Here is a 13,060-nt window from a genome sequence, read left to right as displayed (position 1 = left end):
AACCCTCTGTGGAAGAGACCTCCCGGGCCATCCTGCGGGTGCTGCGCTGAGTCCCACTGTGGCCGCATATCTATTACGTATATTGAAGGAGGACATTACTCTATGCTGAAAATTGTTGGAGTCGGGAAGAGCCATTTTGCTGATTATGTGAAGTCCATCAGCTCTCCTGACATTGAGATGGAGCAGATCACCCCCCATGTGTATTCCTTCCCCGGCATCCGGGGCTGCGACCCGTCCATGGTGCTCACTAGCCAAGGCGCTGTGTTCATCGACACCGCACAGTGGATCACCCAGTTGGAGCAGATGATCGATTTTGCCAAGGAGAAATGCGGCGGTGTCAAGTATGTGATCAACACCGAGTCCCACATCGACCACGTCTTTGGTAACCCCTATCTGAAAAGGGAAGGCGCCACCATCATCTCCCACGAGAAGATGGTGGATGGCTACTACAAGATCCCCCCCGCCTTTAACCAGACCACCTATGAGTATAACCTGGATCTGCTGAAGCGCCAGGATCCCACCCAGGTTGCCAAGCTGCTGCCCGAGGGGGAGGAGGAGATCGGCAAGCCCGACATCACCTTCTCCGACCGCATGACACTGAAGCTGGGGGACCACACCTTCCAGATCTTCCACACCCCCGGCCACTCCCCGGAGCAGTCCAGCGTCTATGTCCCCCAGGAGCGGTGCGTCTTTGTGGGCGACAACATCTTCAACGCCTGCCAGATCTGGCTCCACAGCGTGGACTTCGACGCCCTGTTCCACAGCCTGGACTGGCTGCAGAGTCTGGATGTGGACTACATCATCCCCGGCCACGGCCCCGTCAAGGGCAAGGAGTGCATTGTGGAGAACAAGCAGTTCCTGTACGCCTGGCTGGCTGCCGTGGGCGAGGGCATCGAAAAGGGCTGGAGTAAAGAGGAGTGCGTGGAGCGTATCAGCTTCGCGGACCGCTGCCTCATGGACATCGGCCAGCCGGAGTGCATGGAATACGTCCAGACCAACAACGTCCGCAAGTGCTATGACTATCTCATGCGTAAGGCCGAACTGTGAGAGGTGACGGGATGACTGAACGCTCTGTCGCCATCATCGGCAAAGGCATGATCGGCATCAGCATGGCGGTGCTGTTCACCGGCAACGGGATCCCCACCATCGTGCTAGCCAAAAACGCGGAGGTGGGCCTGGAGAAATACCGCACCTATTACCGGGACTTGGTGGGGCAGGGCCTGGTGACCGAGCGGCAGGCGGCCGCCTGTGAGCGGCGGCTGTCCTTCACGGAGTCCTACCAGGACCTGGCAGACGTAGAGATCGTTTTTGAGTGCGTCACGGAGAAGCTGGCGGTGAAGTACGAAGTCTATCGCCAGATCGAGGCCAACTGCCCCCATCTGAAGGCCATCGCCTCTACCACCTCCGCCATCTCTCCGGCAGACCTGGCCAAGGGCGTGGCCACACGGGAGAAGGTCATGGTAGCCCATCCCTACAATCCGCCCCACATCGTCCCCTGCGTGGAACTGGTGAAGAACGACTTTACCGACCCAGAGGCGCTGGAGGCTGTCTCAGCCCTGCTGGAACACTGCGGTCGGGAGGTATGCTGGATGAACAAGCCGGCCCCTGGCTTCATCGCCAACCGCCTCCAGCACGCCTTGTACCGGGAGGCCGTCTACATGGTAGAGCAGGGGATCTGCGGACCGGAGGACATCGACAAGTGTATCCGCTCCAGCTGGGGCCCCCGGTACACCTCCATCGGCCTGTTCGACCACTTCGACTACGCGGGCCTGGACCTGATCTCCAGCATCGAGACATACCTCTATCCGGACCTGTGCAATGACACCGCAGTGCAGCCCTTCATCCAGGAGCGGCTAGACCGGGGCGATCTGGGCTACAAGACCGGCGTCGGCGTCTATGATTGGCGACAGCGGGACATGGATGACTTCCGCCGGAGAGTAACTGCTCCGTATCTGAAAAACTTCAACTGGAAGTTGCCGGAGGATTAATTTCCCCAGCAGCCTGTAAATTTCATCCCTTACAACAACCACCAAGGCGGCGCAGTGCTGGACTGTGCCGCCTTGGTTTCTCTTGTCTGCCCGCAGCACACCAAGCCGATATCCTCCGGTTCGTTGGCGAAACAGTAGGCTCCTGGTTCGCGGTCATCCATAGTGGCTCCATCATCCGCCGTCGCATGGACCAATTCCCCATGATCCCCTCCTCCACCTGGCGGTTGAAACCGATCTTGAAGAAGCGCGGCCAGTCAGATGCCGTAAGAGAGGAGATTGATAAAATACCGAGAGAAAAAACAGCCGCAGATCCCCGTCTCCCATTGTGCCTACTGCGGATGATCGTATGACCTGGGGATCGACCGGCAGCAGAACGAGGCCATCGTAGCCTTCCGCCGAAACGGACGCCTGAACAGCCGAATGAAGTATATCATCTGCCGGAACTGCAGAGCAGTGCTGTACCAGTGCGTGACGGAACTGCGAAGGTTTCCGCAGATGGAATAAAGGCGGAGAAAAGTTAGCATCCTGTCACAAAGAACACAAGGAACTTTTCCGTTACAAACCGCCGAAAGCAACATACTTTCGGTGGCTTGTCATGTGTTGACTAAAAAATACACGTACAAAGCTTTATTTCACAACAGTTCCAGAATTTCAGCGCATAAAACGAAATTAGGTCTTTGGGATCAAATTAACCATTCAAAATCCAGCTTATCTGGATATGCGATTTACCTCTGCGACCCCCGGCCTTTGCAATAGATCAAAAAACTCATTGATTATGTTATGCCGCTGCACAGGATACTTCATGCCGGTTCTTTGTTTGCAGAAGGTAAATATAACCGCTTCTTTTGCGCGAGATAATGCAACAAAGCTGGAGTACAAGAAAAGCATTCTTCGGCAGCAATTCAGTGCCGAGCGGCCTCTTTTCTCACAGAGTAATTGCATATAAGATCAGAAAAAAGCAGCATACCACTCATCACAGCCACCTTTAAAATGGCGTATGAGGATCCCGAGCCTCTATCCGAACTCATCTTTCATAGTGGCTATGGGTCACAATATCTCTCTCATCGTTTCCAGCAGTTCTTATGTGAGCACCATACGAAGCAACCCTTTTCTCACCTCGGTAAACCGTATGACAACACAGTAGCAGAGACATTCTTCGCATCACTGAAAAAGAAGAGCTCTACCGAAAGGACCTTCCTTCCGATAGAGCGTCTCAAGCCAGTGTTGCTTCATATATCAAGTTTTATAATACCCATCGTACATTGAAAGTCTGACACCTTGCCAAATGGAGGAAAATTACATTGTCAATACGAAAAGAGACATTCCGGTTCCAATTGCCTGATTTTTACGTTTTCTGCATCGATTTGATGCGCTTTGGTTTTTGTGTCTCCTTCAGATGTCCGCAAGCTGTATTCCGCAAACGCTGTCATATCAGGGCTTTCAAGGCATAAAACAACCCCACCCAATCTACAAGTCGCATCGGCTTGTTTGAATTGAGTAGGGTCATTCAAATTCAGGGGCGCACGGCGTGCGCCCCTGATTCTAGATCCCTTATTGTCACAGATACCGCACCAGCTCCTCCAGGGGCTTGCGGTCCGTGTGCAGGCGGGAGGGATGGGCGCCCTCCGCCGGATAGCCCATAGGCAGCAGGGCGATGGGTGTCAGCCCCGCCAGCTCCGGGAATGCGGCGTGGAGCTTCTCCGGGTCGAACATGCCCACATAGGTGGTGCCGAGGCCCAGGTCCGCGGCCTGGAGCATCATCTGGGTGACGGCGATAGCCGCGTCAATCTCGCCGTGGTTCTTGCCGTCGTCCTCCCGCTTCCAGGCGGCCTCCGGGTCGTATGCTACCAGCAGCATCACCGGCGGATGGAAGTGAGCGCCGGTGCAGCCGTCCACCTTTTCCAGCGCCTCCGAGCTCTGGAGCACAAAGATGCGCTGGGGCTGGAGGTTATGGGCAGTGGGGGCATTGCGGCCGGCCTCCAGCACGGCGGAGAGCTTCTCCGTCTCCACGGGACGGTCGCTGAATTTCCGCAGAGAATAGCGCTCCGCGGCCAGTTTCGCAAAATCCATGGGGATGCTTCCTTTCTGATGTAGAGATACCTGATTTTAGCACATCCCCGCGGCCGCCGCAACTGTTTTTCTCACATCCCCTGGTTGGGCATCCAGCCGCTGCGGAGGACCTCGTCGCAGATGTCCCGGCAGCGGGTGTCGTAGAACTCGATGAATTTCAGGGAATAAATGTCCGAGACGATGTAGCGGTCCCGGCCCTCCTGGTAGATGGTCATATAGTCGTTGCCCACATCGTACAGAATCCCCTCCCAGGAGGTGGTGCTCTGGGTGCCCACCAGGAAGGTGGCCACCACGTAGTTGCCCACGTTTTTCTTCAGCATAGCCTTCAAAGATCCCCGGTAGGCTTCCTCCATGGAGATGGGGTCCGTGATGACCTCGCTGGGCAGGTGGTTCCGCATGTCCAGGGACCCCATAGACTGGCCGCCCTGCTCCTCTGCGACGTTCAGGCGGTCCATAGGGCGGCCGGCACTGGTGACGGTGCGGCCGGGCGCCTCCGGCATGGGCGGGTCAGCGGGCATGGGTGTGACTTCACCGGACCAGTCCGTCATTCTGGGCGCGGCCTGCGCCACAGGAGGCGCACCGTTTCCGCCGTTGTAGATATTCTGATAGTGTGCCATTTCCAACACCTCTCAAGTCTGATAATACGCGTCTGTGGGATTATAGAAGCAGTGGTCGCCGATCCGGGTCTGCCAGTATCCCACCTTCGAGGGAAAGAAGGACCGGCAGGTGGGGCCGAAGGGGTTGTAAAACCACAGGGAATCCGCCACATCCGGCAGGCGGTTGCCCGCGATGGCCCAGTCGGCGATGTCATAGTGGATCTGTTCGGGTCTCATGTTGTAGATATTCTGGGGGTTGTAGGCGCCGCCCTCCGTCTCGCTGGCGCAGACGAACTGATAGGGCTGAAAGATGATATTGCGGATGCTGCCCTGCCCGACCCGGGCATACTCCCCGCCCTTGGCGTGGACCCGGTTCATTACAACACCGGCCACCGCCTTCATGCCGTCTTCACCCTCTCCGCCCGCCTCGCACTGGATCAGGCGCGCCAGCAGCTCCCGGTCGGAATAAGCCATTGGTCGATCACTCCTCTGTCGGGGCCTGCCATACGTACCAAACGCCGGTCCGGCAGACCGCCTGGCCCGGACGTTTCACCCTCAGGATATGTACAGGGACTGCAGAAGGTGTCAGCGGCAGCCTCCCGGTCCCGTGAAGGGGGGAGTCTCCCAGCGAAAAAGTCGGTCTCGATTTTTTCCGGATGGACCGGCCCAGCCGGAATGTGGTATACTGGATTCTCAGCGAACGAGTCAGGCGGCCGCGGCATGGAAAATACGCCTCAAGATCCCGCACATCTGCGGAGGGAGTTCCAGCCGTGCCGGAACCGATTCACCGCCTTTGGCGGCGAGACGCGGCAGGACCTGCTGCGCGCCCTGTTGTCTCCCCCGCCTGCAGGTTCTGCGGGAGACAGGTGTGATAAAAGCCCGAAAAGAGGCGACTCACGTCTTCTACTATCTGGCCCTGTAGGACAGTGGGATCGAAAACGTAGCGCGCCTGTTCGCAGACATTCTGCAGATCCTGAGAAACGCTCCGGACAAGAGCGGCGAGGATTGACTGCGGCTATCACAGGAGGAATACAGTTATGGATTTGTTCGAGGCCATGGAGCACCGGCATGCGGTCCGCTCCTATGAGGACCGGCCCATCGCGCCGGAGGCGAGAGAAGCACTACTGGCGTGCATCGCCCAGTGCAACTGGGAGAGCGGGCTTCACATCCAGCTTGTTCTGGATGAGCCCAGGGGATTCGGAGGGCTTCCGGCCCACTACGGGAAGTTCTCCGGCGTAAAAAACTACATCGCGCTGATCGGAAAGAAGTCCCCGAACCTGGAGGAAGCCTGCGGGTACTACGGGGAGAAGATCGTACTGCGGGCCCAGCAGCTGGGTCTCAACACCTGCTGGGTCGCCATGACGTACAGCAAGGTCAAGACCGCCTTTCAGATCGCCCCGGGCGAGAAGCTCTGCCTGGTGATCGCGGTGGGCTACGGCACCACCCAGGGCGCCGGGCACCCGGTCAAGCAGCCGGAAGAGGTGTCCAAGGCGGATTCCCCTGTGCCGGACTGGTTCCAGCGGGGCGTGCGGGCGGCACTGCTGGCGCCCACAGCCATGAACCAGCAGAAATTTACCTTCACGCTTCAAGGCGGCAGCGTGGCCGCGAAAGCCGGAACCGGCTTTTACACCAAGGTGGACCTGGGCATTGCCAAATACCATTTTGAAATCGGGGCGGGGACCGCGCAGTTCCGCTGGGCTCCCTGACAGGACAGGGAGCCGGTCTTCCGGCAGCCTCCGGGCCTCCCGCCCCTGTCAGGAGGATTTTGATGAATATCGAAACTATACAAGCCCCGCGGGGCGCCATCGCAGTGCTCTCCGGCGGGAAGGTGCAGATCACGGACGCGGGTGCGGCCCTGGACCTGGCCATGTCCGTCCGGTATGAGACCGGCGCGTCCAGGCTGGCCATCGACAAGCGCCTGGTGTGCAGCGACTTTTTCATTCTCAGCACCGGCGTGGCGGGAGACATCCTGCAGAAGCTGATGAACTACCGGTTCAAGGCCGCCATTTACGGCGACTACTCCCACTACGCCAGCAAGCCGCTGCGTGACTTTATCCGCGAGTCCAATCATGGCAAAGACTTCTTTTTCGTGTCCACCATGGAGGAGGCCGTCCAGCGGCTGACGGACGCGGAGTGAGCAGCCCCGCGGCGGCGCAAAAGGGACGGCAGCGATTTCGCTGCCGTCCCTTTGGTTCTTCTGCGTGTTCGGTTTTCCGGGCGCTTAGGCTTTCGCCCCCCGCTGCTCCGCAATGGCCTGACGGAACATCTCCTCCGTCTGGCGGATGGACTCCTCCAGAGAGTACTGTCTGGCGTGTTCGGCATAGCGGCGCTCCATTGCCTGCCGCTCCTCCGGGTGCTCGATCCACCAGTCGATTCGCTGGGCCAGCGCGTCTGTGTCCCCGGCCGGGAACAGGCTCCGCTCATCCAGGGCGAACTGGGGCGTGGCGGACCGGGGGGAATCGGCGATCACCGGCACCAAGCCGCAGGCAAATGCCTCCATACAGCTCATAGCCTCGATCTCCGCGTCGGAGGTGTGGACGTACAGATCCGCCATGTGGAGGATCTCCAGCAGGCGGGCAGGCTCATAGAACTCCATGACGATGGGATTGGGGAGCTTCTCCGCCAGACGGCGGTATTTTTTCTCCAGCGGACCCTTTCCCGCCAGGATCACCTGGATCTCCCGGGCGTGGCGGGACTTGGCGCAGGCGTCGATCAGCTCATCCTGACGCTTTTCCCCGGCGTAGCGGCCCACCATCAGCACATTGAAGAGGCCCTGCATCCAGGGTTCCTTTTCCCGCTTGCCGTAGATGTACTCCGGGCTGATGCCGTTGGAGATCACGTGGAGCCGGGCGGTGTAGCCATGTTGGCGGAGCTGGTTCGCGATCATATTGCTGGGGCAGTGGATGTGGGTGAACCGGTTGAAGAACGTATCCCGGAAGCGGTTGTATACAAAGTCGTTGACGCGCCTGCTGTTGCCCATGTGCAGGGTGAAGGTGATGTTCTCCGGCTGGCAGTGGAAGGCCGCCGTGTGAGGGATGCCCAGCTTTTCCACATGCTTCAGGCCCATGATGCCCAGGGGCGACGGCATCATGAAATGCACCACGTCCGCCCAGGCCGCCGCCTTTTCAAACACATGGCGGTTGGGGATGGCCAGCCGCATCCCCTGGCTGGTGATGAGATGCTCCACCACTGGAAAGAACCTCATCTGCCGCACGGCGTACTTGTAGTCCGCGGGCTTGCCGGTGGCGATGACCCGCACCTCGTTGCCGTGGTTCTTCAGCGCCTGGGCAAAACGCCGTGCGCTGATGGTGGTGCCGTTGTTCGCGTCGTCAAACTGGTCGATGACCAAAACGATCTTCATAAACGTCTGAACCGTCTTTCTTTGGTTTGGCGGCGCTTCCGCCGCTAACGGTTTAGTTTACCATGTTTTTCATCGCTTGTCCAGGGAATTTCGTCGCCTGCGGGATCTCTGAACGGACTCTGAACAACAGGCCCCGCGGCAGGTGCCGCAGGGCCTGTCTCAGGCTTATTTCTGTTTGGCCAGGGCGGACTCCAGCCCGCAGGCGAACTGGTCTGGGCAGGAGGTGCTCTTGGCACCGCAGCGGATGCCCTTCAAACGGTGGATCGCCTCCTGGGCAGGCATCCCCACCACCAGGGCGGAAATCCCCTGGAGGTTGCCGCTGCAGCCGCCCAGGACCTCCATCTTCTGGATGATGCCGGCGTCATCCACCTCCACGCGCATCTCCTGGGAGCAGACGCCCCGGGGACGGAACGTATACGTCATGGTCGAAATCTCCTCTTTTCATGATATTGCCCGTTTAGGATATCACATCCCGCCGGGAATGGCAAGAGGCGGCACAATTTGAAGAAGGGGGGGGGGAAATTCTCCGTCATTTCAGCGGAACATGCGGCGGTTCCTTTCCGTTCCCCAACTGTCAGGGTCCATTCCTGCCGTTTCGGATTTCAGGCAAAGCGCGATGCAAGCACAGCCATGATAGATACCAGCAGCAGGCCGCTGCACAAAGCCAGTATTACCAACATTGCTTTTCTGAGCTTTCTATTTGCCTTGACGGCTCTGTCTATCCGGTCCGAAAAGATCAGAAGGAAAAAAGCAGGAATCAGAAACCACCAGTATATCTGCATGTAATTTGCCTCCTCCCCAATCCGCCGAATGGGTCTTGCCCGTCCGGGAAACCTGTATTTTTTATCAGATCATCTGATCCGGATCAAGGCCGCCTGGCGAAGGTGGCAGCGTTTGCGTCATCATCAGTTATCTCGAAAAGAGACTGCAGGCGGGTTAAAGAATCCCGGCTTGACAATATCGATATTCGATGATATAGTGGTCTCAAAGCAATAACGATATTCGATAATAGGAGGCGGCAGCGCCATGGCCCGGGGAAAATTTCAGACCCTGACCGAGCAGATGTTCTACATTCTCCTGTGCCTGCGGCAGGAGCGGTGCGGCGCCGACGTGATGGCCTGGGTCGCAGAGGCCACGGGCAGCCGGGTGGCGGTGGGCCCAGGGACGCTGTACAACCTGCTGGAGCAGTTTTTGCAGGCTGGGTACATCCGGGAGACGAAGGTGGAGGGCCGGAAGCGGAGCTATGTGCTCACCCCCACTGGGCGGGAAGCCCTGGAGGCAGAGGCCCGGCGGCTGCGGCAGCTGACGGCGGATTATGAACGGCTGATGGAATCGGAAGGAGGCGCCCCATGAAGCACACAAAGCGGGAGTGGATGCCCCTGTACAGCTTTTTGGACCGGAAGCGGGTCACAGACCATCTGGCAGACATGGCCGCCAGGGGCTGGATGCTGGACCGGCTGGGGACCTGGTCCTGGCACTACCGGCGGACAGAGCCGAAGCAGCTCCGGTTCGCCGTCACCTTTTTCGCCGGGGCCGGGCGGTTCTCTCCCGCTCCGCCGGCGGGGCTGGACACCTTTCAGGACTACTGCGCCCAAGCCGGGTGGCACCGGGCGGCCAGCTCCGACCAGGTACAGGTGTTTTACAGCGAGGATCCGGCGGCCGTTCCCATCGACACCGACCCGGCGGCGGAGCTGGAGAACATCCGACGGAGCATTGGAAAGCCCATGATGCGCAATTACCTGGCGCTGCTGCTCCTCTGCCTGCTGGAAGTGGCGTTTCAATGCTACCAGATTTGGACGGATCCCGTGGAGACCCTGGCCAGCCCCACTGCCCTACTGGCGGCCACAGCCTACCTGCCGCTGCTGGTGCTGACGCTGGCAAGCCTGCTGCTCTACCACCGCTGGCAGCGGCGGGCCGAGGCCGCCGTCGAGGCGGGGCTGCCCCTGCCGGACCTGCGGAGTGCCCGGGGGCTTGGCATTCTGGTGTTGATGTGGTCCGGACTCCTGATTGCAGGCTTGTTTGCCTCCATAAGCCGGTCCACCGGGATGGTCATACTGACCATCGGGATGGTATTGTTCTTCGCACTGGTCTATTTTCTGGCCAACGCCGCCCGGAAGGCTCTCCAACGGCTGCGGTGCCCGCCCTGGGCCAACCTCCTGGTAATCGTAGGAATCTGCATCGCCATGTTTGCGGGCGGAACAACAGGTCTGTTCGCCCTCATGATACGCAATGCCGGTTCCGGCTGGTTGGAGGACCATCCGCCGGTGGAGACCTACACCGCCCACGGCATGACCTGGTCCGTCTACGCCGATCCCATCCCCCTGCGGGTGGAGGACCTGATCGATATCGACTATGACGGCTGGTCCACGGAGGCGGATGTGGAGTGGTCCCCCTTGGCCGCCCACGGGGAGTACCAGCAGGACGCCCGGCTGGGGGACGGAGACCTGCCGGAGCTGCGCTATGAGATCGTCACGGTGAAGCTTCCTTTCCTCTATGGCCTGTGCAAGCGTGATTTCATCCAGTGGGTGGAGCGGGACAACGATCAGCTGCCCATGGAGTATTGGGAGGAGTACCGCACCGTGACTGCCGCCCCCTGGGGTGCGGAGGAGGTTTTCCAGCGGTACTCCGGTGCAGAGCCGGTGAACCAATTCCTACTGTGCTGGCCGGACCGGATGGCAGAGGTCAAGCTGCCCTGGGACTGGAGCTTGACGGCAGACCAGATGGCTGTCATCGGGGAAAAGCTCCTGCACGCCTGACAACAGCCGGGAGAGGATACCCTCTCCCGGCTGGTTTTCTGTCTGTTTTCTTACGCTCTCCGGTCCTTCCGCTGCTCCAGCACCAGGCGGTCGGCGATCATGGCGATGAACTCGCTGTTGGTGGGCTTGCCCTTGGCATTGGAGACGGTGTAGCCGAAATACTTCTGCAGCGTCTCCAGATCGCCCCGGTCCCAGGCCACCTCGATGGCGTGGCGGATGGCCCGCTCCACGCGGGAGGGCGTGGTAGAAAACCGCTTGGCCACCTCCGGATACAGCACCTTGGTGACGGCGTTGATCACATCCATGTCGTCCACCGCGATCATGATGGCCTCCCGCAGGTACTGATAGCCCTTGATGTGGGCGGGCACACCGATCTCATGGATAACAGAGGTCACCAGATTCTTCAGCTCCGCCGGGTGTTCCTCCACCGGGGCGCCCCGGCTGAACAGCGCCCGCATCCGGTCCAGCAGGGCGTTCTCCTCCACGGGCTTTGTCAAAAAGTAGCTGGCTCCCAGATCCACAGCCTCCGATACCACGCTGTCGCTGCAGAAGGCGGAGATCAGGATGACCTTGGGAACCTTCCCCTCCTGCTCCCGCAGCTGCTTGAGTACGCCGAAGCCGTCCAGCCCCGGCAGGACCACATCCATCAGAATCAGGTCCGGCGCTTCCTCACGCGCCAGGCGCAGGGCCTCCGTCCCGTCTCCCACAGACCCCACCACCGAAAACTCCTCTGTCTCGTCTATGATCTTCCGCACAAGGGTGCGGAATTCCTCATTGGCATCTGCCAGCAATACAGTTCTTCTGATGTCCATGTCTTCCCCTGTCCTCTTTCCACAATTTTCGTTTACCAGGCACAAATGCTTCAGAGCAGGCCCCCTCTCCCTGCCGGAAAAAAGTGGGCGCTCCTGTTTACGACGGATTCATGAAGCTTCAAATCGCGTTTTCTATAAAGTAGCATAAACGGACACGATTTGCAACAAGAAACTGTAAATAACTTCCAAGAATCATTCGACACTTTCTGCGCCGCGCCTCCTAACTCCTTGTGCCGCAAGGGGTGCGGAGTCTCCCGGCAGCAGTAGCTTCCCTTTTGGACGGGGCCGTGGTACAATGGAGCCATCTCAAGAGAAAGGATGAGACATGTGACGCTGCTGGAGGAATTAGAAGCGTATCGCCCCTGGAATGACCAGGAGGAACGGGACCGGGCGGAACTGCTGCGGCGGCTGCGGAGCGGCGAGGCGCTTTACACCCGGGACAACGCTGCCGGGCACCTGACGGCCTCCGCCTGGGTGGTGAGCCCGGACCGGACACAGGTGCTGATGGCGTACCACAACCTCTACGACTCCTGGTCCTGGCTGGGCGGCCACGCGGACGGGGACCGGGATCTGCTGGCGGTATCCATGCGGGAAGTCCGGGAGGAGAGCGGACTCACGGCGGTGCGTCCGGTATCGCCCCACATTTACTCTCTGGAAATCCTCACTGTGGACGGCCACGAGAAGCGGGGCGCCTACGTCTCCTCCCACCTGCATCTGAATGTGACCTACCTGCTGGAGGCAGACCCGGCGGCCCCCGTGCGCCGGAAGCCGGATGAGAACAGCGCTGTGGCCTGGTTCGGTCTGGAGGAGGCGGTGGCTGCCTCGTCGGAGCCCTGGTTCCGGGAGCGCATTTACAGGAAGCTCAACGCCAAGCTGGCGCTGTTCTCCGGGGAACAGGGGGGGTAACACCTCTGCAGCTCAGGGGCCATGTGCGTCTGCGTTGCTTGCCGCAACGGCGGTTCCCCTGGTAGAATGATCCCGGAAAGGAGGCAACGCAATGCTTGCAGAGAATTTGAAGGCCCTGCGGAAGGCCAAGGGCCTCTCCCAGGAGGAGCTGGCCGCCCGACTCCATGTGGTGCGGCAGACCGTCTCCAAATGGGAAAAAGGCCGGTCCGTGCCGGACGCGGACCTGCTGATCCGGCTGGCGGAGGAGCTGGACACCACCTCCGCGGCTCTGCTGGGGCCGGAGGTCCCGCCAGAGGCGGAGCGCGGCGGAACAGCGGAGCAGCTGGCCCGCATCGCCGAGCAGCTGGCGGTGAAAAACCGCCGGGCCCGGCGGATCTGGAGGATCGTGGCCGGGGTGCTGATCGCCTTTGTGATGGTCAATTTATTGTTGATTCTATTGAACTTTGCGGCGTTCCGCAGTTTCCAGGCGGAGGCCGAATCCACTGTCCAAGCGCAGGAACTCCCGCGCGGAGAGTCGTAAATCTGTATTGTAAAAAATTCCGGGGCGGCGGGAAGCAAAATGCTTCCCGCT

The 13,060-nt window shown here is 59.7% G+C and carries 15 protein-coding genes; 8 read left to right on the top strand and 7 right to left on the bottom strand.

Annotated features, from left to right (window positions below):
• Positions 1 to 102 precede the first annotated feature (102 nt).
• Complete coding sequence (locus HMPREF1546_RS06650) at positions 103 to 1,047, top strand: MBL fold metallo-hydrolase (RefSeq protein ID WP_021750823.1); 945 nt, start codon at positions 103 to 105, stop codon at positions 1,045 to 1,047.
• An 11-nt stretch (positions 1,048 to 1,058) separates the two neighbouring features.
• Positions 1,059 to 1,988 (top strand): 3-hydroxyacyl-CoA dehydrogenase family protein, encoded by a 930-nt coding sequence (locus HMPREF1546_RS06645; RefSeq protein ID WP_021750824.1) that lies wholly within the window; start codon positions 1,059 to 1,061, stop codon positions 1,986 to 1,988.
• A gap of 1,557 nt (positions 1,989 to 3,545) precedes the next feature.
• Here HMPREF1546_RS06645 and HMPREF1546_RS06640 read toward each other — a convergent pair.
• The 3 genes from HMPREF1546_RS06640 to HMPREF1546_RS06630 form a co-directional block, all read right to left on the bottom strand.
• Positions 3,546 to 4,058, bottom strand: a complete 513-nt coding sequence (locus tag HMPREF1546_RS06640; RefSeq protein WP_021750829.1) for a nitroreductase family protein — start codon at positions 4,056 to 4,058, stop codon at positions 3,546 to 3,548.
• Between the two features lie 71 nt (positions 4,059 to 4,129).
• A complete protein-coding gene (locus HMPREF1546_RS06635; protein ID WP_021750830.1) occupies positions 4,130 to 4,675 on the bottom strand; it encodes a hypothetical protein in 546 nt (181 codons plus the stop codon).
• 12 nt (positions 4,676 to 4,687) lie between these two features.
• The gene (locus HMPREF1546_RS06630) at positions 4,688 to 5,128 is read right to left on the bottom strand and encodes a cell wall hydrolase (protein ID WP_021750831.1); all 441 of its coding nucleotides are present in this window, start codon (positions 5,126 to 5,128) and stop codon (positions 4,688 to 4,690) included.
• A 563-nt stretch (positions 5,129 to 5,691) separates the two neighbouring features.
• On the opposite strand from HMPREF1546_RS06630, the gene HMPREF1546_RS06625 reads away from it, so the two are divergent.
• Complete coding sequence (locus HMPREF1546_RS06625) at positions 5,692 to 6,360, top strand: nitroreductase family protein (RefSeq protein ID WP_021750833.1); 669 nt, start codon at positions 5,692 to 5,694, stop codon at positions 6,358 to 6,360.
• A gap of 62 nt (positions 6,361 to 6,422) precedes the next feature.
• A complete protein-coding gene (locus HMPREF1546_RS06620; RefSeq protein WP_021750834.1) occupies positions 6,423 to 6,791 on the top strand; it encodes a DUF4180 domain-containing protein in 369 nt (122 codons plus the stop codon).
• Positions 6,792 to 6,875: 84 nt separating this feature from the next.
• On the opposite strand, the gene HMPREF1546_RS06615 is transcribed toward HMPREF1546_RS06620, so the two are convergent.
• The 3 genes from HMPREF1546_RS06615 to HMPREF1546_RS06605 form a co-directional block, all read right to left on the bottom strand.
• Positions 6,876 to 8,015 carry a glycosyltransferase gene (locus HMPREF1546_RS06615; RefSeq protein WP_021750835.1) on the bottom strand — a complete coding sequence of 380 codons (1,140 nt, stop codon included), beginning with the start codon at positions 8,013 to 8,015 and terminating at the stop codon, positions 6,876 to 6,878.
• A 165-nt stretch (positions 8,016 to 8,180) separates the two neighbouring features.
• A complete protein-coding gene (locus tag HMPREF1546_RS06610) occupies positions 8,181 to 8,438 on the bottom strand; it encodes a TIGR03905 family TSCPD domain-containing protein (RefSeq protein ID WP_021750836.1) in 258 nt (85 codons plus the stop codon).
• A 179-nt stretch (positions 8,439 to 8,617) separates the two neighbouring features.
• Positions 8,618 to 8,797, bottom strand: a complete 180-nt coding sequence (locus tag HMPREF1546_RS06605) for a hypothetical protein (protein ID WP_021750837.1) — start codon at positions 8,795 to 8,797, stop codon at positions 8,618 to 8,620.
• Positions 8,798 to 9,041: 244 nt separating this feature from the next.
• Here HMPREF1546_RS06605 and HMPREF1546_RS06600 point away from each other — a divergent pair, with 244 nt between their 5' ends.
• Both HMPREF1546_RS06600 and HMPREF1546_RS06595 read left to right on the top strand, forming a co-directional pair.
• Positions 9,042 to 9,368, top strand: a complete 327-nt coding sequence (locus HMPREF1546_RS06600; RefSeq protein WP_021750839.1) for a PadR family transcriptional regulator — start codon at positions 9,042 to 9,044, stop codon at positions 9,366 to 9,368.
• Positions 9,365 to 10,771 carry a DUF2812 domain-containing protein gene (locus tag HMPREF1546_RS06595; protein ID WP_021751795.1) on the top strand — a complete coding sequence of 469 codons (1,407 nt, stop codon included), beginning with the start codon at positions 9,365 to 9,367 and terminating at the stop codon, positions 10,769 to 10,771. Before HMPREF1546_RS06600 ends, HMPREF1546_RS06595 begins: the two co-directional genes overlap by 4 nt.
• 50 nt (positions 10,772 to 10,821) lie before the next feature.
• On the opposite strand, the gene spo0A is transcribed toward HMPREF1546_RS06595, so the two are convergent.
• Positions 10,822 to 11,583: a sporulation transcription factor Spo0A gene (spo0A, locus tag HMPREF1546_RS06590; protein ID WP_021750842.1), complete on the bottom strand. Its 762-nt coding sequence runs from the start codon at positions 11,581 to 11,583 to the stop codon at positions 10,822 to 10,824.
• A 318-nt stretch (positions 11,584 to 11,901) separates the two neighbouring features.
• Between spo0A and HMPREF1546_RS06585 the strand changes: the two genes are divergently transcribed.
• Both HMPREF1546_RS06585 and HMPREF1546_RS06580 read left to right on the top strand, forming a co-directional pair.
• On the top strand, positions 11,902 to 12,489 hold the full coding sequence (locus tag HMPREF1546_RS06585) for an NUDIX hydrolase (protein WP_021750843.1): 588 nt from the start codon (positions 11,902 to 11,904) through the stop codon (positions 12,487 to 12,489).
• A gap of 91 nt (positions 12,490 to 12,580) precedes the next feature.
• Positions 12,581 to 13,009: a helix-turn-helix domain-containing protein gene (locus tag HMPREF1546_RS06580; protein ID WP_021750844.1), complete on the top strand. Its 429-nt coding sequence runs from the start codon at positions 12,581 to 12,583 to the stop codon at positions 13,007 to 13,009.
• Positions 13,010 to 13,060 lie beyond the last annotated feature (51 nt).

The sequence above is a fragment of the Oscillibacter sp. KLE 1745 genome (assembly GCF_000469445.2).
GTDB classification, from domain to species: Bacteria; Bacillota; Clostridia; order Oscillospirales; family Oscillospiraceae; genus Oscillibacter; species Oscillibacter welbionis.
This window is presented reverse-complemented; position numbering and strand designations above follow the sequence as displayed.